The following is a 21051-nucleotide window of genomic DNA, read 5'->3' as shown; positions in this document are numbered from 1 at the left end:
TTATTACTTTCCCAAACAGAATCGAGCAAAAATTTCGTCGGTAAAATCCGGTTGAATATTCTCGCCTAAAATTTCACTTACCGCTTGATAAGCGTTTTGAAGCGAAACGGCAACTATATCCAGGGGTAATCCGTTTTTAGCATCGGCTTGTGCTTGTTTTAAATCTAGAGCAACCTTTCTTAATAATCCTAATTGCCGGGCATTATTAAGCGAAGGCCGCGCGTAAGAAGTTTCCTCGATCGCAAAAAGATTAAGAATTGCCTTTTCAAGACTGCTCGTATCCTTTTGAAGCGCACTAATATAAAGTTTATCTTCATCCTTCTTTTTAATAAGATCTCCCTTGTTGTAAATAATTAAATGCTTTTTATTTTCAGCAAGCAAAAGTAATTTCTTATCTTCATCATCGATGCTCTTGCTCGCATCCAGCAACACGAGAACTAAGTCCACCTCGTCGATAAGCCTTTTCGCTTTATCGATACCAAGATTCTCGACAAGATCGCGCGCATCGTGAATTCCGGCCGTATCAAAAAGATGAAGAATAATTCCATGAAGATTGATTTCTCCCTCAACGATATCGCGTGTTGTTCCGGCAATATCGGTCACAATCGCTTTATCTTCTCGTAATAAAGCATTTAAAAGCGATGATTTTCCGACGTTGGGTTTGCCGATGATTGCCACTTTAATTCCTTCGCGAATAATTTTTCCCTGGCGACCTTCTTCAATTAAACCTTCCGTAACGTTAAGCATCTTTTCAGTATCAGCCATAATCTGATCTTTGCCAGCTTCTTCGATATCGGTATATTCCGGATAATCAATGTTGACGTCAATCAGCGCGAGCAGATCCGCGATTGATTTTTTTAAGGGCTTGATTTTGGCGCTGGTATCACCTTGAAGTGAAAAAAGCGATAATTTTTTTGCTTCACTCGTCGTAGCGTTGATCATATCATTTATCGCTTCCGCTTGAACTAAGTCTATTTTGCCATTCATAAACGCCCGACTGGAAAATTCTCCCCGCGTGGCCATGCGTGCACCATACTTAATTAATAAAGCTATTATTTCATTGGCAATCAAAAGTGATCCATGACACATGATTTCCACCACATCTTCGCCTGTGAATGATTTTGGGGCCGTGTAAGTTAAAACAACGACCTCATCGATTATTTCCTCATCATCGTGAATAAAACCATGCCAAATGTTTCGCTCACGAGAAAAAGGCTTGGATGAATTAAAAATCTTTTGCAAGCAAATAAAAGCCTTCGGTCCCGAAAGACGAATAACTCCTAAGGCGCTTTTTATCGGTGCTGTTGCTAAGGCAACAATAGTATCAAGCATGGCTGTTTCTCCTCGCATAATTTTAACATAAAAGGAGCCAACAATGGCTCCTCTTTACTTTATTAGTTTATAGTACTATTTAATCAATATACTTAATCATAACCTGGCGATGATGACCATTACCGACAGATTCGGTTTTGATGTGAGGCATTTTGCCAAGCGTATTATGCACAATCCGTCTTTCATCCGCCGGCATTGCTTCAAGCGTCGCATCGGTATGCGTCTTTTGGACTTCACGCGCCGTGCGCTTCGCAATTGATATAATCTTATGATACTTCCCATCTTTATAATCATTAATATCGAGAAGAATTCTTATCCGCTTCTTAAACTTGGTTGAAGTGGCAAGTTTTACCAGCTCGTTTAAAGCCTGTAAAGTCCGACCGTTTTTTCCGATTAAAATTGAATTGTGATTGCTGTCGATTGTAATTCGAACGATATCATCTTTCAAAGTCGGGGTGAATGTAGGCGTAATTTCAAATGATTCAATTACCTTCTTCAAATATTCGGTTGCAAACTCGATTATGTCGCTGACCTCATAGACACGAATGGTCGCTTTTTTGGAAAACAACCCTTTCTTTTCCTCGATCACTTCATAGATGATGTCTTCAACGGATTGTCCGCCTAAATCAAGAAGCGCAAGACTAATCGCTTCATCAACTGTTTTTGCACTAAATGTCTTCATACTATTTCTTGGCCATCACTTTCTGCGTAATTACGGTTTGAACAATGGAAACAAGCGCTCCGACAAACCAATAAACTCCCATCGCGGCCGGCAAACTCCAAGACATGAAGATAATGAATATAAACATAACCGTCATCATCATCTTCATTTGACTCTGTTGTTTGTTTTCAGCCGGATTCTTACCCATCCGAGTAATTTTCTTTTGTTTACCTGCCGTCATCCACTGCGGTAGTTTCATGGAAATAAACTGGGCTGCTGCCATCAAGACAAAGAGGCAGACCGCCACCCACCAGCCGGAACTGAAGAAATTTCTCAGCATCTCCGTTCCTAGCGAAGCATTGAGGTTGAGTCCCATAACGCTATCCGAAGCCAAAACCGCACTTCCCGTCATCGCTCCCCAAACAGCAATAAAAATCGGAAATTGGAAAAGCATAATAATAATTTGGCTAAACGGATTTATTCCGTTCTTTTTGTAAAGAGCCATTTGCGCTGCTGCCAACTGTTGCTTCTCATATTGATTGGTATTCGAATTTGGATATTTTTGCTGCAAAGCATCAATCTCCGGCTTAAGAAGTTGCATTTTTTGCTGCGCCATCGTTGACTTAAAGGTCGCGGCAATCAAGACGCCACGAACAATAAGCGTCACAATGAGAATTGCCCAAACCTGTCCCCAGCCATTTGCGCCAAAAACGTTGGTAAAGAATTCCACAGCCGCAGCAACCGGATAAACTAATAAACCCTCAACAATGCCTTTATTAAAAGCATCGCCCCAAGTTTTACCTTCGACGGGAATCTTTTCTCCCGTTGGACCATATTCGCCATCTTTAAGAGCGATACATACCCGTTGAGACGAAATTTCTTTTTGCAGCTGAGATTGGTAGTAGGAAGAAAAATCACTATCCGGCACTTGGCTCACACCAAGTTCAATAGAAAGTTCGCTAACCCAATAATTCCAGTTTCCAAAAAGATACTTGTCAGTAGATAAAGTATCGCTGTTTTGTGAACCAAGAAATTTTACATAGCCAAATTCTTTTAAAAGCACGCTGTCATCGCTTGGCAGGGTAGCAGTTGCGCCATAAGTTTCGGTAAAAACCACTTTGGCATAGTCGATAACTTTAGCATCGAGTTCCACAAAAAATTGGTCGCTAGGAATTGCATATCCCGCTTTAGCCGCATTAGTTAAAATTGTCTCCATTCCGCTTGAAAAAGTAAGCGGTGAGTCCTCGTTGATAGCAACAATTCCGCTATCTTTTTGGTAAAGCATATAAGCTTGGTCTTTAGGAGAACAAAAATTAGCCGTACATGAGGCGGCAAAAATGGTTACAAACAATCCCAAACCAGCAATTTTTAATACTTTATTTTTCTTCTTTGCCATGAATGTTCCTTTCAAGTATCGCAACAAGAGTCAATAATTGTTCTTGCATTCCAGAGAAATTCTCAAGATCGTAATCTTTACGGACAACAATAACCAAATCATAATTTTGTTGAAAATTAATTTTCTGTTCACAAATACTTCTGATCTGCCGACGGATGCGATTTCTTATAACCGCATTGCCTCGACGTTTTGAAACCGAGACTCCAATTCGAACAAATTCCAATTTATTTGATTTAATTGTCGCTACAAAACAACTGTTCTTGCGGGTAATACCCTGGTCGATGATTTCTTCGAAGTCACGATTCCTTTTGATTCGATTTTTTTTCTTCATCACCGACATCTCCTTTTAAAAAAGCCACCTCAAAAGTAAGAGGTGGCAAACAAGTGCATTAAGCCGAAAGTACTTTCCGACCTTTGGCCCGACGACGCGCTAAGACGTTGCGGCCATTTGGTGTTGCCATCCGTGCCCGGAATCCATGAACTCTTTGTTGATGGATGATACTAGGTTGATATGTTCTTTTCATATATATTCCTCCGCGATATAAAACATTTTTATTTCTATTACGCGATAGCAATTATATTATGTAATAATATCTAAAGTCAAACAATTACTGACTTTAATATCTTTTTGGGAGGTATTTTCATGATTGAGACCGCAATTTTTGCTGGAGGCTGCTTCTGGTGTATGGTAAAGCCTTTTGATCGCTACCAGGGTGTAATAAAAGTAGAGTCCGGTTATACGGGAGGGCATACCATCAATCCAACCTACGAGGAAGTTTGTTCAAAAAAGACCGGCCATGTCGAGGCTGTGCGGATTACCTTTGACAATGAGCAAATCGCATATTCCACTCTTCTTGACATATTTTGGCGACAAATAGATCCAACTGACACTGGAGGACAATTTGAGGATAGAGGAAGCAACTACTTATCAGCCATTTTTTATACTTCAGAGTCGCAAAAAGAAATCGCTAATGAATCAAAAAAAGCTTTGTCCGAAAGCGGTTTATTCAAATGTCCAATCGTAACAAGAATTCTTCCTGCGACCGTCTTTTATCTTGCCGAAGACTATCATCAAGATTTCTATAAAAAGAATCCCCTTCGTTTTGAAGAAAATGAAGCTTTTTCCAGTAGAAACGACTTTATCAGTGAACATTGGAAAAAGAAATAATATGCATATCCATATTTGTTTTTCACAATTTTAGCGTTTTTTTTGAGTTTTTTTATTAAAAAGTGTGTTTTTCGTGGTAAAAAGCCACGATATAAAGTGTAAAAACAACTTTTCCACAGTCTGAAGAAACAAAAAAATTTTCCGGTGGAAAACATTTAATTATCTTTTATTTATCAGTGTTTTATCGGTGTGGAAAAAGTTTTATGCTGTGGAAAAAATATAAAAATTGCCACAAAGTCCACCGTGTAAAAGTTTTCCACAAAGTTTTCCACAATAAAATTTTGTGGAAACTGTGGAAAAGTGCTTTTTTACTGCCGTTTTTAGGTTAAATTTTGTGGATAAAATAATCTATTGTCAAATGTATGAATTTTCTTATTGTGGATATGTTAAAATTTACCTGCAAACAAAGAGGTATGTATATGGTTAAATCAATCAGTGAGATTGCCCAACTTTGGGAAAGAATCTTATCCCACATTCAGGCAAAGCTGAGTGACCGACATATTTATGACTCGTTTTTTTCGGGGAGTTATATTTATCGAATCGATGGCGATGCGATGCTTATCGTCGTCAACAGCGGTCTGGCGGCAAATCTTTTAAGCACACGGTATTCCGACTTAATTAATGAATCGGTTTCCGAAGTAACCCAATCAACTTTCAAGTTGAAATTTGTTCAGGAAAACGACATTCCTAGCATTAACGATAAGCCTGTTGAAGAAAAATCAAGTTTCTTTTCGACCTCTTACGTTAACCCCAAGTATACTTTTGATAATTTTGTCGTCGGACCTTCTAACCTTGAAGCTTCTCAAGCTGCGTTAATGATTGCCTCTAATCCTGGAAAAATGTTCAATCCTCTATTCATTTACTCTCAGAGTGGCTTAGGAAAAACCCATCTTTTACATGCGATTGGGAATTACATTCGGGAACACGCCCCGGTTTTAAAAATCTTATACATAACAACCGACGATTTTGTCGACGAATTTATCCGCTATGTCCATGGCGATAAGGAATCAGAAACACTGAAGGATTTTTTCAAGGGAATTGATGTCCTTCTTGTTGATGATATTCAGTTCTTAGCCGATAAAACAAAAACTGAGGAAATGTTTTTCCATATTTTTAACGCACTAGTAAATTCCGATAAGCAGATTGTTTTGACAAGTGATCGGCATCCAAGTGAATTAAAAGGTCTTGAATCAAGGCTTGTATCTCGTTTCGGTAGTGGGCTTGCAATCAATATCTCGCAACCTGATTTAAGCACGTCACAGGAGATTCTTAAAAAGAAAATTGAGGCAAACGGTTTGGATCTTAATCGTTTTGATCCCGAAGTTATACGCTTTTTTGCCGAAAAATTTTCATCCAACATTCGGGAATTAGAAGGAGCGTTAAATCGCCTTCTTTTTTACATTATTAACATCAAAGAAACCAGTCAAATTACCATGGATGTCGCTTTAGAATCCGTCCAGTCGCTTATTAACGTCAGCGATGCAAAAACAAAACTGAGCGAAACTAAGGTAATTAATACGGTAGCTGATTACTACAACTTAACTCCCGCCCAACTTATCGGACGTAGTCGGACCAGCCAAATTGCTATGGCTAGACATATATCAATGTACCTGATTAGAAGCTTGCTTGATGTCCCTTTTCAAAAGATTGGTCAATCATTTGGGGGTAAAGATCATTCGACGGTGATAAACGCTATTGAAAAAGTGGAAAAACAGTTGAAAAGTAATAGCGATTTTTCTTTAGCTGTTAACGAATTAAAAAAGCGTCTAAAAAACTAGTCTTTATATAATAAAGACTGTATCAATCAACACTTAATTATGGTAGAATAAGAGTATTGAATATCGGGTACAAATGTAAGTTTTCCACATAATTCACACCCCTTATTATTATTGTTATTTCTTTAGGAGGAATACATAAATGAAACTGACGATTAATCGCGAGCAACTTTTAAAAGGACTTAATGTAATCTCGAAATCGATTAATGACAAGCATCCGATTCCCATCATGCGCAATGTTAAATTGGAATTAAACCACGAAGGGTTGGGACTTATCGGTACCGATAACGAACTTACAATTAAAACAGTCGTTCCGTTCATGATTGGGAGTAGCGAAATTATTCGTAATTATCAACCAGGAGCGACACTGGTAAGTTTTAAAATTCTTTTTGAAATAACAAGAAGACTTGACGGTAATGAAATCACCTTAGAAGTAATTGATGAAACAATCGTTGAAATAAATGACGGAAGATCAAACTTTCGTTTGAACTCAATTAAACCGGAAGAATATCCGGACATTGATTTAGATCCGACTGGAGTTACTTTTAGCCTGGCAGGTAAAAAACTAGCCGAGATTGTCGACCAAACCGCTTTTGCGGCTTCACAAAAGGAACAGCGGCCGATTTTAACCGCGGTGAATTTTTCAACCGAAGGCAACAAACTGGTGGTTGTGGCTACGGACAGTGCCCGTCTTGCGCACAAAGAAACGACAATTGATGAAGAAGTTAAGTTTAATGCCAATGTCCCGGCTAAGGTTATTTCAGAAATTTCCCGCCTTTGCTTGGATGAAGAAAAAGTTACTATTTCGATTTCAGAAACAAAAATCTTATTCGCTTTTAATGGCACGGTCGTAAATTCTCGACTCATCGCCGGGGAATATCCTTCTACCAAAAATATTATTCCAAGAAGTTATAACTATTTTCTTGAAGTTAATTCGGAAGAATTACTTAAGGCCATGGATCGCGTGGCGTTGCTTAGCAGCAGCGACCGCGAAAATGTTGTAAAACTGACAATGAGCGAAACTGACGGGGTTCAAGTTTCAACCAAGTCTGCCCAAAACGGAAGTGCAACCGAGCAATTGGAGACTTTCCACTTTACCGGTGAAAGACTTGAAATATCATTTAACGCCGCATTTGTCGCCAGCGCCGTTCGGGCTTGCAAGAGTCAAGATGTTATGCTGGGCTTTTTAGGCGAAATGAAGCCGTTTAGCGTTCGCAACGATAAGGATGATTCACAGATTCAAATTGTCACGCCGGTTCGCACATATTAAGCCTTAAAATTGATTTTGACAGGTCGATTATCAAGGGAATATTACATATTCCCTTTTTTGTTGAAAAATGGTAAAATATTAGAAGTCGGGAAATGAGGAAAAAATATGGCTGACAACACGCAAAATGTCTTGGTTAAAGGCGAGTATATTACTCTCGGTCAACTGCTTAAAAAAGTTAATCTGATTGCGACCGGCGGAGAAGCAAAAACTTACCTTCAAGGGCATTCTGTTTTTGTTGATGGAGTGATTGATGCGCGACGTGGTCGGAAGTTGTTTCCGGGGATGTGCGTCAAAGTTGATTCCTCAAGCTATGTGATAACAGCGGATGATCGTTAAAACCATAACTCTTCATAAATTCCGTAATTATGATGATTTGACTCTTGAATTTCCTTCCGGGCTCAATGTTATTGTTGGCCCAAACGGAGCCGGTAAAACCAACATTGTCGAAGCGATTCAGTATTTATCGCTGGCCCGAAGTTTTCGGACTGGCAACGATCAAGAATTGATTAAAGATGGCGAAGCCGGAGCTAGCATTAAGGCGATTCTTTCAGATGACGGTCCTTTTAAAAAAACGCTTCAAATTGATTTTGTCAATGGCGGAAAGAAAATTTCCCTCAACGGAACTCCACTTAAAAGAATCAGTGAACTGAAAGATGTTGTTAATGTTTTAGTCTTTGAGCCTAAAGATGTGCTTTTTTTTAATGATTCGCCACGAATTCGAAGACGCTATCTCGATACTTCACTATCCAAACTGACAAGTAATTATCTCGATTACTTTAGTCGCTATGAGAAGCTTCTGGATGAAAGAAATCGGCTCTTAAAGTTAAATCATCCCGATTTATTGGCAATAGACGTCATTACAAAGCAGATGATAACCTTTGCTAAGCAGATATCTTTGTATCGAAAAAACTTCATTGATTCGTTAAACGAGACTTTGCCTTCACTAATGGCAAATCTTGAAGTTAAAGAGAAGGGCGAGGTAAAAATAGAATATCTGCCTTTCGTCGAAGTAAACGGAGAATATGAGCAAAGAGCGATAGAGGTCTATAAAAAAAGCTTGGATAACGATTTAAGATATCGAACGACAGGGGCCGGAATCCAACGCGAAGATATCGTTACTTACTTTCGTGGAAAGCCGATTGATCGATTTGGTTCACAAGGCCAAAAAAGGCTGGTTGCGCTGGCGCTAAAACTCGCGCCTTACTATTTGACCGAGAATAAGGAAAAGCGGCCGATAGTGGTCTTAGATGATGTTCTGAGCGAACTTGACGGCGATCACCAGCAGCGGCTGATAGCTTTACTGAAAAATTGGACACAAGTGTTTATTACCGCCACCACTTTCAATAGTCGTGACGTGAATGTATATGAAGTAACACCCACTCAAAAAATTGTTAGGAGGAATTTTCTATGAGTACTCAAGATAAGAAAAAAACCGAGAGAGAGTTGGCGCTGGAAGCAGAAGAAGAGCGGAAAGCCTCGGAAGCTAACGCAAAGCGGGAAGCCGAACAGCAAGAAGAACTGAAAAGAGAGAAAGAATTAGAGCGGGCGGATGAAAATTACACGGCGACTAACATTCAAGTTCTCGAGGGCTTGGAGGCGGTTAGGAAGCGTCCGGGTATGTATATCGGAACTACAGCTGCAGCCGGATTACATCATTTGGTGTGGGAGATTATCGATAACTCGATAGATGAAGCCTTGGCGGGCTACTGCGACACGATCAAAGTAAGCATAAATAAGGGCAACACGATTACCGTCAGCGATAACGGAAGAGGGATTCCGGTTGATGTAGTCGCTAAAACGGGAGTGAGCGCGGTCGAGACGGTTTATACTGTCCTGCACGCCGGCGGCAAGTTTGGCGAAGGCGGAGGCTATAAAGTATCCGGCGGACTGCACGGCGTTGGCGCCAGTGTTGTTAACGCCCTTTCTGAATGGCTCGAAGTTAAAGTTGAAAAAGATGGCGGACTCTACTTTATCCGTTTTGAAAACGGCGGCCATCCGACGGAAAAATTAAAGAAGACTGGAAATTCTGTTAATCGTGGAACGACCGTTACTTTCAAACCGGATTCGACCATATTTACCGAAACGACAACTTTTGACTATGACACGATTCGTGAACGTTGCCGGCAGATGGCTTTTTTGAATCGGGGAATTAAAATTGTTGTTGCCGATGACCGCGGAGAAGAACCAATCGTCGCCGAATATTGCTACGAAGGCGGAATCAAGGAGTATGTCCTGGCGTTAAATAAAAATAAAGAACCGCTTTTTCCCAATGTCATATATTGCGAAGGAAGAGAAGAGGCGGAAATTGGCGCCGGTAAGTTTGGCAACATATTTGTAGAGGTGGCTCTTCAATATTTTGATGGTTACACCCAGAATGTTTATTCGTTCTGCAATAATATTCATACCCATGAGGGCGGAACTCACGAAGAAGGTTTTAAACTCGCTATTGGACGGGTCTTAAATAAGTACGCTCGCGATAACGGGTATCTAAAAGAAAAAGATGAGAATTTTAAAACCGAAGATGTTTTAGAAGGTTTAACCGCGATTGTTTCGGTTAAACATCCCAATCCCCAATACGAAGGGCAGACAAAGACTAAATTAGGAAATTCGGAAGTAAGAAAAATTGTCTCCGGAATTGTCGGTGAGCAATTAGAACGCTTCTTGCTTGAAAATCCAAAGATTTCTCGACAAGTGATGGACAAGATTGTTTTAGCTGCGAACGCTCGCGTTGCCGCGCGGGCCGCAAAAGAAAACATTCGACGTAAAGGGGCACTTGATATAACGACGCTTCCTGGCAAACTTGCCGATTGTTCGAGTAAAGATGCGAGTCGATGTGAACTCTTTATCGTTGAGGGTAATTCGGCCGGTGGCTCGGCCAAAAACGGACGCGATCGTGAAACGCAGGCCATTCTTCCTTTGAGAGGAAAAATTCTCAATGTACAAAAAGCACAAGAAAAGCGGATTTATGCCAATGCGGAAATCGGCAATATGATCACCGCCATCGGAGCCGGTATTGATCCGGAATTCGATGTCAGCAAAATTCGTTACGATAAGATTGTGATTATGACCGATGCTGATGTTGACGGTTCGCATATTCGCATTCTGCTGTTAACTTTCTTCAATCGTTTTATGAAGGAGTTAATCAGCGAAGGACATATTTTTATTGCGCAACCGCCGCTTTATAAAGTTGAGTATAAGGGAAAGCCATATTATGCCTATAATGATGGGCAACTTGATGATTTAAAGAAACAATTGGGATTACGTCCCGGGTATCCGTTCCAACGCTACAAAGGTCTTGGCGAAATGGATGCGGAGCAGTTATGGGAAACGACTATGGATCCATCCAATCGAAAGCTGGTTAAGATCACGCTTGAAGATGCGATGGAGGCCGACCAAATATTTGATGATTTGATGGGCGATAATGTTGAACCACGGCGGGAATTTATCCACGCTAACGCTCAATTTGTCAAAAATCTTGATATTTAGAAAGGAGCGCTATAACAATGGATGAAGAGAACAAAAAGAAGCCTTTGACGGACGAAGACGAAGAAAATTTGGAAACGCCCGTTCAAGATGAAGAAGAGATGATAGACGAAGAAAATAAGGACGAAGACCAAAAAGAAGATAGCGAGAATGTTAATGAAGAGCATCTTGGGGATGCGGTCAGCAATGCGATTCGCAGCGGCATTGTCGGAGGAATAAGCAATGTGGAAGTGAGTGACGAAGTCCGCTCCGCCTTCCTTGATTATTCAATGTCGGTTATTGTCTCGCGGGCCTTGCCGGACGTCCGTGACGGGTTTAAACCGGTTCACCGCCGGATTATTTATGGCATGAATGAAGTCGGAATGACTCCGGATAAACCCTATAAGAAGTCAGCGCGTATTGTCGGAGACGTCATGGGAAAATATCACCCCCATGGTGATTCGGCTATTTACTCGACATTAGTTCGTCTCGCGCAACCTTTTTCCATGCGTTATCCGTTGGTGGATGGCCATGGTAACTTCGGTAGTGTAGATGGTGATGAAGCCGCTGCTATGCGGTATACCGAAGCGCGTTTGAGCAAGATCGCGTTAGAGATGGTAAAAGATATCGATCAAGATACGGTCGATTTTATGGATAACTATGACGGTACGGAGAAGGAGCCGCAGGTACTTCCTTCGCGTTTTCCCAACCTTTTAGTCAATGGTTCCAGCGGTATTGCCGTTGGTATGGCCACCAATATTCCTCCTCATAATTTACGGGAAGTAATAAATGCGGTTATCGCCATTGCCCACGATCCTGAACTTTCGCCGTTAGAGATAATGACGAGTTATTTATTTGGGCCGGATTTTCCAACCGGCGGCATTATTCTTGGCAAGGGAGGAATTCGGAAAGCTTATGAAACCGGGCAAGGAAGTGTTGTCATCCGTTCAAAAGCACATTTTGAGGAATTAGATAACGGCAAGCACCGAATCGTGGTGACGGAGATTCCATATATTGTCAATAAGGCAACGATGATTGAAAATATCGCCAACCTTGTCAAAGACAAAGTTATCGAAGGAATAACCGACATTCGTGATGAGAGTAACAAAGAGGGCATTCGGGTTGTTATTGAATTACGCCGGGATGTTATTCCCGAAGTTATTTTGAATCAATTGTTCAAGAATACGCAATTACAAACAAGTTTTGGCATCATCATGCTTTGCTTGGTAAACAATGCACCTAAAGTCCTGCCGATCAACGAGGTGTTAAAAGAGTATTTAAATTATCAAATTGAGATCATTGGGCGAAGAACCAATCACCAATTACAAGTAGCGATGGCTCGGCATCACTTGGTTCAAGGATTACTGCAAGCCATTAATCATATAGATGAAATCGTTAAGATTATTAAAGACAGCAGTTCACCCGATGAAGCCACAGCGGCTTTAATGAGTCAATTTGGTTTTTCTGAATTACAGACAAAAGAAATTCTTTCTTTGACTCTGCGGCGATTGACGGGATTAGAAGAGCAAAAATTGGAAAATGAGCGCAATGGTTTAGAAGCCAACATCGCCAAGTTCCAACATATTCTTGAAAGTCGCGATAATATTCAAGAGGTAGTAATCAGTGAATTAGAAGAGATTAAAGCTAAATACGGAGATGATCGCCGCACTGAACTCAGCAATGATCTTGCCAGTATCGACGATGAAGATCTCATACCTGTTGAGGATGTTATTATCTCTTTAACAAAGAACGGCTACATTAAGCGGTTGTCACCGGATACCTTCCGGACTCAGCACCGCGGCGGACGGGGAATCAAGGGAATGGCGACACAGGAAGATGATGTGGTGGATATTATTATTCATACCATTACTCATTCGGATGTGCTCTTCTTTACAAACCGAGGAAAAGTTTACCGGTTGCGGGGATATCAGGTACCCGAATTTAGCCGGACATCCAAAGGCATCCCGGTTCAAAATTTACTTCAACTTGAAAAAGATGAAAAAGTCCGTTCGATCATTAGCATTGACTCGACCAATATCAGCGAAGGAGATCATCTCTTCTTTGCGACGGTAAACGGCACCATTAAGCGGACTTCCATTTCGGAATTTGCTTCAATTCGCCAAAACGGTAAAATTGCCATAAGTTTAGCTGAAGGCGATGAGTTGCTCGCGGTTAAGCACACGAACGGAGAGGCGGAAATTGCTCTTGCGTCCAGCAAAGGGAAACTTTGCCGGTTTAAGGAAAGCGATGTTCGTTCTATCGGCCGTAACGCAATGGGGGTAAAGGGAATGGATGTCGACGGAGGAAAGCTCGTCGGATTTACCACTTCGCTTGAAGGAGAGTATATTCTCTCCGTCACCAGTCGCGGATATGGGAAAATGTCCCCTCTCGTTGACTATCGGGAGACGAAGCGCGGCGCAAAGGGAGTTATTACCATTAATGCTACGGAGAAAAACGGCGAGCTTGTAGGTATCAGAGCCGTTCATGGGAACGAAGATTTAATCATTATTACGGCTGCGGGAATTGTTATTCGAATTTCGCTTGAGCAAGTCGCACGTACCGGTAGAAATACGCAGGGAGTAAGAATTATTCGCCTTGAAGACAATGAAGCTTTATCATCATTCGCGGTTGTTGACCCGAGTGATGAAGAGGAAGTTGAAGAAGTAGAAGAATAAAAAAATAAGTCTCAAACGTAGATGTATCAAGCAGGGCAAGACCTAACTTGAGGTAATCAGACGATTGAGACTTTTTTTGTTGCTTATTAAAGGGAAATTAGGATTCGACTTCTTCGTTCGCGCCTTCCTCTTGTTCCATAGGATTGGTTCCAAGGAACTGGGCGTTATATAGATCGGCGTAAAAACCATGGGCGGCGAGAAGTTCGTTATGAGATCCGGATTCGATAATGCGGCCTTTCTTCATTACAAGAATGGTTTTAGCGTTTTTAATTGTTGATAGGCGGTGGGCGATAACGAAACTGGTGCGTCCTTCCATGATCCGGTTCATCGCACTTTGAACCAATGCCTCGGTTCGCGTATCGACCGAACTTGTAGCCTCGTCAAGAATAAGAATCTTCGGTCGAGCAAGCATTGCGCGCGCAATGGTAATCAATTATCTTTGTCCCTGAGAAATATTAGTTCCGTCTTCATTTAAAATGAAATCATATCCTTCGGGTAAAGTGCGAATAAAGTGGTCGGCATGGGCGGCTTTGGCCGCGGCCACAACCTCTTCATCAGTCGCATCTCCCCGACCATAACGGATGTTGTTTTTAATTGATCCGGCAAAGAGCCAAGTGTCTTGCAGAACCATACCGACGCTGGTGCGCAAAGCCCCGCGCGAGTAATTGCGAATATCAACGCCGTCAAGCGTTATCTTGCCTTTGTTGATTTCGTAGAAACGCATAATTAGATTGACGATTGTGGTTTTACCCGCTCCCGTTGGGCCGACAATGGCAATTGCATCGCCGGGAAGAACATGAAGATTCATATCTTCAATCAGAGGTTTATCCTTGCTGTAACTGAAGGCCACATGTTCAAAGACAACTTCACCTTTTACCTTGCTGTTATCACTTATGGCATCGAGAGCATCAGGCTCCATTTCTTTCGCATCCAAGAGGGTAAAAATTCTTTCCGCGGCCGCGATGGTGGCCTGGAATATGTTGACGATACTGCCAAGATTCTGTAAAGGTTGTCCGAAAATGTTCAAGAACATGAGGAAGGCGATAATATCCCCAATTTGTACAGCTGAGATTAAACCTCCGGCGACAGTTACGGCCACATATCCGAGATTATTTACAAAACGAAGCAAAGGGTGAATGACGGCACTAAAGAATTGGGCTTTGTATTCTGTCTTTTGCATTTCACGATTAACGTCTTCAAAATCATTGATGACGTCTTTTTCGCGATTGAATAATTTAACAATCGTATAGCCGGTAAAGCTTTCTTCGGCCTTTCCTTCCAATACGCCAAGTTTGTTTTGATATTTGATGAATTGCCGTTGTGAAATAACCGCGATTCCGCCGGCAAGAGCGAGGGATATTGGGATGATGCAAAGAGCGACAAGCGTGAGTTGCCAACTTACAATCAACATTGCCGCGATGCTTGCGACCAATAAAGAAACACCAGAAACAACTTGGGTAACTATATCCTGAAGAGAGCGGGATATCGTATCGACATCGTTAGTGCCGTTGGATAAGATATCGCCAACGCTTCGGCCATCAAAGTATGACAGAGGCAAACGATCTAGTTTCTCTTTAACCAGTTTTCGCATGTAATAGGTATAATCGGCACTGATACGGACGATAATCCAACTGGTGATCCAACTTAATAATGCGGACACGATATAGAGAATAAGAATAATACCAAAATCAAAAAGCAAAACTGACCATTTGACTTCGATAATCATTTCACTCGTAATCATGAAGTAGGGGTTATCGGTAGTCAATTGAGCTTTATTCATTATGTTACGTAAAAGAATAGGGGAAGTTACGGTCAAAACGGAAGAGATGATTAAAAGGAATACGACGACTATCACTTTGGGCAGGACCGGCTTAAAAAACTTAATCAAGCGTTTTAATGTGGGCCCGGTTTTTGTCGGAGCTCCGGCATAAGACCGTTTTGGTCCGTTATTCATCCGTGGTGGCATTAACGGTCACCTCCTTCCGCAGCAAGTAAATCTTGCGTCATCGATTTTGTCTTTTCAACCTCATCGGGATCAAGCTGAGAAGCCACAATTTCTTGATACACTTTACACTTTCTTAACAGCGCATTATGTTTTCCGATGCCGACAACTTTTCCCTCATCAAGGACGACAATCTGATCGGCATCCATAATTGATGAAACGCGCTGACCAACAATAATAACCGCACTGTTTTCGGTATAATTTTTAAGCGCGGAACGAAGGCGAATATCTGTTTTAAAATCGAGGGCGCTAAACGAATCGTCAAAAATATAAATTTCGGGTTTTTTAACTAATGCCCGCGCTATGGCTAATCTTTGTTTTTGACCACCGGAGAAATTCTTACCACCCTGAGCGACTTCACTATCAAGGCCCTCCGGCTTTTCTTTTACAAAATGCTCGGCTTGGGCGACCTCTATAGCCCGCCAGATGTCTTCATCTGTAGCATCGCTGTTTCCAAAAAGCATGTTTGACCGGATGCTTCCCGAGAAAAGAAGAGCTTGCTGAGGAACAAAGCCGATTTTGTTCCTCAGGACTTCAATGCCATATTCTCGAACATCAACGCCATCAATTTTAAGCGAACCGCTGCTGATGTCATAGAAACGGGGAATTAAATTAATAATGGATGATTTTCCGCTGCCGGTCGAACCGATAATAGCGGTGGTTGTTCCCGCCGGAACGGTGAAATTAACATCGGTTAATGTTGGTTCTTGGCTATCGGGAAACTGAAAGGTAACATGCTCAAATTCTACCAGGCCTTTAACATCCGGATCACTGTCCTTAGAATTAACAGGGTCAGTAATGGAATTCTTAATTACAAGTACCGAATTAATTCTGGTTGCCGAGGCGCTTGCGCGCGGAACCATAATGAACAAAACGGCTAACATTAGCATGCTCATCATGATTTGACTTACATACATAGAAACGGAAATAGAGGAAGCAAATCCATTCATCGTGGTTTCGGATATGACTTGTTTATCGATGACAAAGAAACTAACAAGAAAAACCGCTACGAACATAACATTCATGACAATCATCACCACCGGACTTAGAAAACTCATGGTCCGACCCACCTTAGCAATGGTATCCGTCATCGCGTGATTGGCTTTGTCAAAAAATTTGTTTTCCCGTTCTTGCTGGTTAAAGGCGCGGACAACTCGAACACCCGTTAAATCTTGTCTTAAAAGAAGGGTCACTCGCTCAAGACGCTCTTGAATCTCAGAGAAAAGAGGTATAGCAAGATGAAAAATAATCCCAATTGCCAAAAGAATAATCGGGACTCCGGCCCCAATCAACCATAGGTAGCCTATATTCAAGGGAATAACTTTAATGATGGCAATAATAAGAATCATCGGTGATTGAATAATGATTCGGATTCCCATCTGCACGACATCCTGCACATTTCTAACATCGCTGACAATTCTCGTCAGTAAGCTTGCTGTTCCGAATTTTTGGTACTCGTGCAAGGACACTTCTTGCACATGTTTAAATATGCTTGAACGAAGATTGGCGCCGAATTCGGTAGCTACGCGTGTGTTAAAAAAGGGCGCTAAAACAGCAATGATCATAAACCCAAAAGTAATAATAATCATTGTCAATCCGTAATGCCAGATATTATCCACCATAACGGAACGGGTGATATTTCCTGCTTGGAAAGCGTACATCTGCTCGCTGATTCTCTGCATATAATCAGGAATCAAAAGCTGAAGATAAGCTTGCCCAGCGACAAGGGCTATGACAATGATAATCCGCCACCACATGGGAGCGAGATACTTTAAAATTTTAAACATAATTTTCTCCTTTATTGAACAAATATCGCCATGATAACTTCGACCGAAGGATAAGCAAATCGCTTTTGACCAAGAGCAATACGATTGCTGATGAGACCGGTCATCAGATTTAGATACAACATCGCTAGATCTTCAGGACTGAAATCCGCTTTCAATTCATGAAGAGCCTGGCCGCGAACAAATGTTTCCTTGATAATATCATAAGGAGATTTTATATCCATTTTCGTCAGTTGATTGTAAAAGCGTGTTCTTCGATCGGTTTTGAACGAATGTAGACTCACGTAGATGTTCAGTTCATGAACGAAGGAACGGTTACGCTCTTTAGACACGATTTCAAGTAAGTAACTGGTTAGATCCTTTAATCCATCCCGCGGAGTTTCCTTCATTCTTTCAAGATAGGGGGAAAGTTGTTTCATATCGTTTAAAGTCATGTTTATAACGGCTAGAAAGGCATCATCCTTATCGCGGAAATAATGATAGAAAAGACCATGTGAGCAATCGGCAAGATGAACAATGTCATTAATGGTAACAGCTTCAAAGCCCTGACGTGAAAAAAGTTCCAGGCACACATTTAAAAGGTCCTGGCGGCGCTGATCGCGAATCTTGGCGTTTTCCGAAGCACTACGTGGCATAAATTCTCCTTGCTGTAATGGAATTATAGACTAATTTTGCCACCTGGAAAATGCTAACGCAGAAAAAGAAGTAATTTATTTACTTCTTCCGGATTTAATTCACGATATTCACCTTCTTTTAAACCCGTGCAATCAAGGAAGGCAAACTGGGTTCGATTGAGGGAAACAACATTGTAGCCGCAGGCGATAAACATTCTTTTTATTTGATGATATTTTCCCTCGTGAATGGAAACGCGAGCATGATAATCATCAACAATCTCCAGTCGGGCAGGAGAAGTTATATATTCATCGTTGATGTTTAGCCCTTTTTGAAAACTGTCGATTAGTTCAGCGGACAGGGGGCGATCAACAACAGCATCATAAATTTTTTCAACGTGAAAGCGGGGATTGAGAAGCGAATGGGCTAATTTGCCATTATTGGTAAGCAGAAGGGTTCCGGTTGTATCGACATCGAGGCGTCCGACCGGAAAAAGGCGAAAAACATCCGATTGAGGAATTAAACCGGTAACAGGGGGATAGCGTTCTTCGATAGTCGAAGACATATAGCCACGCGGTTTGTTAATCAGAAAGTATCGAAATTCCTTATATATAACCGGTTCATTATCAAAGGATACGCGATCGATAACGGGGTTTATATTCAGTGAAATGGATTTGATGATATTGCCGTTTACCATCACTCGTTTATCCATAATGTAACGATGAACTTCTCTTCGGGTACCAACTCCGGCATTAGCCAAGTAGCGGTCAATGCGCATTTTTTGGCTCCTTAAGGCGAAGAGTAATTTTTTTGGATATAGTAACCGCGAGGAAAGAGACTAAAACGCCATATATTAAGCCAGCTATTACATCGGTTGGATAATGAAAACCAAAGTAGATGCGGGAAAAGGAGACCAATGTGGCAAAAACAATTAAAATTGGGGTTAAGCGACGATGAAAAATACTGATTGTGGTTGCAAAGATAAAAACGCTAACCGTATGACCACTCATAAATGAGTAACTAGTGGGTTTAGGAATGAAGGGAAGTAAATTCCCGGTGAAAAAATTTTGAGCATAATCCAATAAGAGCGGGTCAGAATAAATTGGCCGAGGACGGGCAATTATATTTTTAATCAGCAGATTGTTACCCACAATTCCAAAAATTAAAAGGCCGACAGCTAAAGCAATTCCCATTGGTCGGAACTTACGCTTAATAATGAAAAAGACGACCAAAGGTCCCATCCAAATGAATGCCCACCAGCCATCGCCAATAATGGTAAGAAAAAGCATGATTTTATCGATGATAGCCGAAAAATGACCATGTTCCCATAGCCATCTAATGAATTCAAGTTCCCAATTCATAGAATGACCCTCACTCTTTTATCGCCGGGGCCAGTCCGGTTTCCGGATCATGATCACTGGCATATTTAAGGGCAAAAAAGGAAATGGCAAAGCCGCTGGTCAAGGCCACCAGTGATAGAACAAGAGTAATCCAATCGAAATTGGAGTAGCTGGAGCGGACATCGCCGTTAAAGTAGCAGGCGAAGATTGATCCAACAATAAAGCCGAGAATAGCGTAGTAAGTAGGAACGCGGAATTTGGCTAAACACCACTTCATAAAGATGGAAATAACAAAGAAACCGATGATGATTCCTATGGCGAAAATTCCTAGGGCCAAGATGTTTGTCAAAGTGTTTACCCCTTTAAATATATCCGTCACGGATTGCAGTAAACCGGAAAAATAGCCAATGGCTAATAGGAACTGAGTTCCGCTGATACCGGGAGCGACCAAAGCCGCAGAGGCAAAAAAGCCAATAATAAAAAGCAAAATAATTTCCTGGAAATCAAGAGGAATAAATGTAGCCGAAGCATTGGAATACCAGCTGATCGCCCCGATGGACGCCGCGATTAAAATTCCGGCGATAGCGAGAAAAATGTTTTTAAGATTAGCATGTCCCTTGGTAATAGAAGTTAATTCGCGAAAACCTCCGAGCGTTAGTCCGACAACAAAGGAGATCGTAATAATTGGAAAGCGGTCAAGCAAGAGTTTTAAAGGAACGATTAAAGCTCCGATTCCGATAATCATTCCGACCGCCCATGGCCAGAGAACCTTTAACTCTTTCTTGGGATTTTTAGGAAAGTTTGCAATCGAGGCAATAAGCTCATCATAAATGCCAATGAGAACAGCGACGGTTCCGCCTCCCATGCCGGAAATAAGAGCAAATCCAAGCAATAAACCTTGGACGATTTTTTTCAGATACGATTTCATAAAACAATCTCCTGTCTTTCTAGTATAAGCATTTTTCTAGAAGAAAAAAATGTTATAATTACACCGTTATGTGAGGTGTGAGGATGAAATTGATTGTTGGGTTAGGAAATCCAGGTAATAAATACGCTAAGACAAGGCACAATATGGGCTTTATGGCCGTTGACCTTTTAGCGGATATTTGGCGGATAGATGTCGATAAAGAAGACTTTAAGGGAGTTTATGGGAGAGGAAAAATTCTTAATGAAGACGTTATTCTTTTTAAGCCTCAAACATTTATGAATCTCTCAGGCGAGGCGGTTATTCTTATTGTCAATTACTTTCGCATCCCTTTAGAGGATATAATCGTTATTTTTGATGATATGGCCTTAAATCCCGGAAAAATTCGTTTACGGGATAGTGGCTCGAGCGGCGGACAAAAAGGAATACAGAATATCATCGACTTGCTGCACACGGAAGACATTCATCGGATTCGCGTTGGAATTGGAGAGCCGCCTCAGAAGGATGCGGTTAACTATGTTTTAGGAAGACCGGATGCGGCGGACACCGTCAAGATTCAATTGGCCCTTGATAATGTTGCAGCTGCGATTCGTGAGACGATTGAACACGATTTTCATCACGCGATGAGCAAATTTAACTAGAGGTTGTT

At 41.4% G+C, this 21051-nt stretch carries 20 protein-coding genes; 8 read left to right on the top strand and 12 right to left on the bottom strand.

All coding sequences use genetic code 11. The annotated features are described in order from the left end of the window. Nucleotides 1–3 precede the first annotated feature (3 nt). The 5 genes from mnmE to rpmH form a co-directional block, all read right to left on the bottom strand. Nucleotides 4–1332 (bottom strand): tRNA uridine-5-carboxymethylaminomethyl(34) synthesis GTPase MnmE, encoded by a 1329-nt coding sequence (gene mnmE / locus PKC96_01295; GenBank protein HML99960.1) that lies wholly within the window; start codon nt 1330–1332, stop codon nt 4–6. Between the two features lie 79 nt (nt 1333–1411). Next, nucleotides 1412–2014 (bottom strand): RNA-binding cell elongation regulator Jag/EloR, encoded by a 603-nt coding sequence (gene jag / locus PKC96_01290; GenBank protein ID HML99959.1) that lies wholly within the window; start codon nt 2012–2014, stop codon nt 1412–1414. 1 nt (nt 2015) lies between these two features. Next, nucleotides 2016–3389 (bottom strand): YidC/Oxa1 family membrane protein insertase, encoded by a 1374-nt coding sequence (locus PKC96_01285; GenBank protein HML99958.1) that lies wholly within the window; start codon nt 3387–3389, stop codon nt 2016–2018. After that, complete coding sequence (rnpA, locus tag PKC96_01280; GenBank protein HML99957.1) at nt 3370–3720, bottom strand: ribonuclease P protein component; 351 nt, start codon at nt 3718–3720, stop codon at nt 3370–3372. Before rnpA ends, PKC96_01285 begins: the two co-directional genes overlap by 20 nt. Before the next feature lie 58 nt (nt 3721–3778). Further along, complete coding sequence (gene rpmH, locus PKC96_01275) at nt 3779–3913, bottom strand: 50S ribosomal protein L34 (protein HML99956.1); 135 nt, start codon at nt 3911–3913, stop codon at nt 3779–3781. Between the two features lie 119 nt (nt 3914–4032). Here rpmH and msrA point away from each other — a divergent pair, with 119 nt between their 5' ends. The 7 genes from msrA (at nt 4033) to gyrA (ending at nt 13739) form a co-directional block, all read left to right on the top strand. Continuing rightward, entirely contained in the window at nt 4033–4557 is a 525-nt protein-coding gene (msrA, locus tag PKC96_01270) for a peptide-methionine (S)-S-oxide reductase MsrA (GenBank protein HML99955.1), read from the top strand. Between the two features lie 419 nt (nt 4558–4976). Beyond that, nucleotides 4977–6335: a chromosomal replication initiator protein DnaA gene (dnaA, locus tag PKC96_01265; protein ID HML99954.1), complete on the top strand. Its 1359-nt coding sequence runs from the start codon at nt 4977–4979 to the stop codon at nt 6333–6335. A gap of 139 nt (nt 6336–6474) precedes the next feature. Continuing rightward, on the top strand, nt 6475–7602 hold the full coding sequence (gene dnaN / locus PKC96_01260; GenBank protein ID HML99953.1) for a DNA polymerase III subunit beta: 1128 nt from the start codon (nt 6475–6477) through the stop codon (nt 7600–7602). A gap of 105 nt (nt 7603–7707) precedes the next feature. Then, nucleotides 7708–7938 carry an RNA-binding S4 domain-containing protein gene (locus PKC96_01255; GenBank protein HML99952.1) on the top strand — a complete coding sequence of 77 codons (231 nt, stop codon included), beginning with the start codon at nt 7708–7710 and terminating at the stop codon, nt 7936–7938. After that, nucleotides 7928–9013: a DNA replication and repair protein RecF gene (gene recF, locus PKC96_01250; GenBank protein HML99951.1), complete on the top strand. Its 1086-nt coding sequence runs from the start codon at nt 7928–7930 to the stop codon at nt 9011–9013. The genes PKC96_01255 and recF overlap by 11 nt, the downstream gene beginning before the upstream one ends. After that, complete coding sequence (gene gyrB / locus PKC96_01245; protein ID HML99950.1) at nt 9010–11088, top strand: DNA topoisomerase (ATP-hydrolyzing) subunit B; 2079 nt, start codon at nt 9010–9012, stop codon at nt 11086–11088. Before recF ends, gyrB begins: the two co-directional genes overlap by 4 nt. A 17-nt stretch (nt 11089–11105) precedes the next feature. Beyond that, complete coding sequence (gene gyrA / locus PKC96_01240) at nt 11106–13739, top strand: DNA gyrase subunit A (protein ID HML99949.1); 2634 nt, start codon at nt 11106–11108, stop codon at nt 13737–13739. Nucleotides 13740–13836: 97 nt separating this feature from the next. Here the strand turns inward: gyrA and PKC96_01235 are convergent, their stop codons facing one another. The 7 genes from PKC96_01235 to PKC96_01205 are packed head-to-tail and all read right to left on the bottom strand — an operon-like array spanning nt 13837 to nt 20405. Next, a complete protein-coding gene (locus tag PKC96_01235; protein HML99948.1) occupies nt 13837–14172 on the bottom strand; it encodes a hypothetical protein in 336 nt (111 codons plus the stop codon). Then, nucleotides 14173–15705: an ABC transporter ATP-binding protein gene (locus PKC96_01230; GenBank protein HML99947.1), complete on the bottom strand. Its 1533-nt coding sequence runs from the start codon at nt 15703–15705 to the stop codon at nt 14173–14175. Further along, nucleotides 15705–17528 (bottom strand): ABC transporter ATP-binding protein, encoded by a 1824-nt coding sequence (locus PKC96_01225; GenBank protein ID HML99946.1) that lies wholly within the window; start codon nt 17526–17528, stop codon nt 15705–15707. The genes PKC96_01230 and PKC96_01225 overlap by 1 nt, the downstream gene beginning before the upstream one ends. Before the next feature lie 11 nt (nt 17529–17539). Beyond that, nucleotides 17540–18160, bottom strand: a complete 621-nt coding sequence (locus PKC96_01220; protein HML99945.1) for a TetR/AcrR family transcriptional regulator — start codon at nt 18158–18160, stop codon at nt 17540–17542. Nucleotides 18161–18213: 53 nt separating this feature from the next. Continuing rightward, nucleotides 18214–18915 (bottom strand): pseudouridine synthase, encoded by a 702-nt coding sequence (locus tag PKC96_01215; GenBank protein ID HML99944.1) that lies wholly within the window; start codon nt 18913–18915, stop codon nt 18214–18216. Continuing rightward, nucleotides 18905–19498, bottom strand: a complete 594-nt coding sequence (locus PKC96_01210; protein ID HML99943.1) for a phosphatase PAP2 family protein — start codon at nt 19496–19498, stop codon at nt 18905–18907. The genes PKC96_01215 and PKC96_01210 overlap by 11 nt, the downstream gene beginning before the upstream one ends. 10 nt (nt 19499–19508) lie before the next feature. Continuing rightward, complete coding sequence (locus PKC96_01205; protein ID HML99942.1) at nt 19509–20405, bottom strand: DUF368 domain-containing protein; 897 nt, start codon at nt 20403–20405, stop codon at nt 19509–19511. An 83-nt stretch (nt 20406–20488) separates the two neighbouring features. Between PKC96_01205 and pth the strand changes: the two genes are divergently transcribed. Beyond that, nucleotides 20489–21043: an aminoacyl-tRNA hydrolase gene (gene pth, locus PKC96_01200; GenBank protein HML99941.1), complete on the top strand. Its 555-nt coding sequence runs from the start codon at nt 20489–20491 to the stop codon at nt 21041–21043. Nucleotides 21044–21051: the final 8 nt, after the last annotated feature.

Source organism: Bacilli bacterium (genome assembly GCA_035326105.1).
In the GTDB taxonomy this organism is placed as follows: domain Bacteria; phylum Bacillota_I; class Bacilli_A; order RFN20; family CAG-826; genus UBA7706.
The sequence above is the reverse complement of the archived record's forward strand: the minus strand, read 5'-3'. Positions and strand labels throughout refer to the sequence as shown.

What these genes read in the sequence shown, in the direction of transcription:
- rpmH (HML99956.1), bottom strand. Translation starts at nt 3,913, where the DNA reads ATGAAAAGAACATATCAACCTAGTATCATCCATCAACAAAGAGTTCAT.
- dnaA (HML99954.1), top strand. Translation starts at nt 4,977, where the DNA reads ATGGTTAAATCAATCAGTGAGATTGCCCAACTTTGGGAAAGAATCTTA.
- gyrA (HML99949.1), top strand. Translation starts at nt 11,106, where the DNA reads ATGGATGAAGAGAACAAAAAGAAGCCTTTGACGGACGAAGACGAAGAA.
- PKC96_01210 (HML99943.1), bottom strand. Translation starts at nt 19,498, where the DNA reads ATGAATTGGGAACTTGAATTCATTAGATGGCTATGGGAACATGGTCAT.
- pth (HML99941.1), top strand. Translation starts at nt 20,489, where the DNA reads ATGAAATTGATTGTTGGGTTAGGAAATCCAGGTAATAAATACGCTAAG.
- rnpA (HML99957.1), bottom strand. Translation starts at nt 3,720, where the DNA reads ATGAAGAAAAAAAATCGAATCAAAAGGAATCGTGACTTCGAAGAAATC.
- PKC96_01215 (HML99944.1), bottom strand. Translation starts at nt 18,915, where the DNA reads ATGCGCATTGACCGCTACTTGGCTAATGCCGGAGTTGGTACCCGAAGA.
- msrA (HML99955.1), top strand. Translation starts at nt 4,033, where the DNA reads ATGATTGAGACCGCAATTTTTGCTGGAGGCTGCTTCTGGTGTATGGTA.
- mnmE (HML99960.1), bottom strand. Translation starts at nt 1,332, where the DNA reads ATGCTTGATACTATTGTTGCCTTAGCAACAGCACCGATAAAAAGCGCC.
- jag (HML99959.1), bottom strand. Translation starts at nt 2,014, where the DNA reads ATGAAGACATTTAGTGCAAAAACAGTTGATGAAGCGATTAGTCTTGCG.
- gyrB (HML99950.1), top strand. Translation starts at nt 9,010, where the DNA reads ATGAGTACTCAAGATAAGAAAAAAACCGAGAGAGAGTTGGCGCTGGAA.
- PKC96_01255 (HML99952.1), top strand. Translation starts at nt 7,708, where the DNA reads ATGGCTGACAACACGCAAAATGTCTTGGTTAAAGGCGAGTATATTACT.
- dnaN (HML99953.1), top strand. Translation starts at nt 6,475, where the DNA reads ATGAAACTGACGATTAATCGCGAGCAACTTTTAAAAGGACTTAATGTA.
- PKC96_01230 (HML99947.1), bottom strand. Translation starts at nt 15,705, where the DNA reads ATGCCACCACGGATGAATAACGGACCAAAACGGTCTTATGCCGGAGCT.
- PKC96_01225 (HML99946.1), bottom strand. Translation starts at nt 17,528, where the DNA reads ATGTTTAAAATTTTAAAGTATCTCGCTCCCATGTGGTGGCGGATTATC.
- PKC96_01285 (HML99958.1), bottom strand. Translation starts at nt 3,389, where the DNA reads ATGGCAAAGAAGAAAAATAAAGTATTAAAAATTGCTGGTTTGGGATTG.
- PKC96_01205 (HML99942.1), bottom strand. Translation starts at nt 20,405, where the DNA reads ATGAAATCGTATCTGAAAAAAATCGTCCAAGGTTTATTGCTTGGATTT.
- PKC96_01220 (HML99945.1), bottom strand. Translation starts at nt 18,160, where the DNA reads ATGCCACGTAGTGCTTCGGAAAACGCCAAGATTCGCGATCAGCGCCGC.
- recF (HML99951.1), top strand. Translation starts at nt 7,928, where the DNA reads ATGATCGTTAAAACCATAACTCTTCATAAATTCCGTAATTATGATGAT.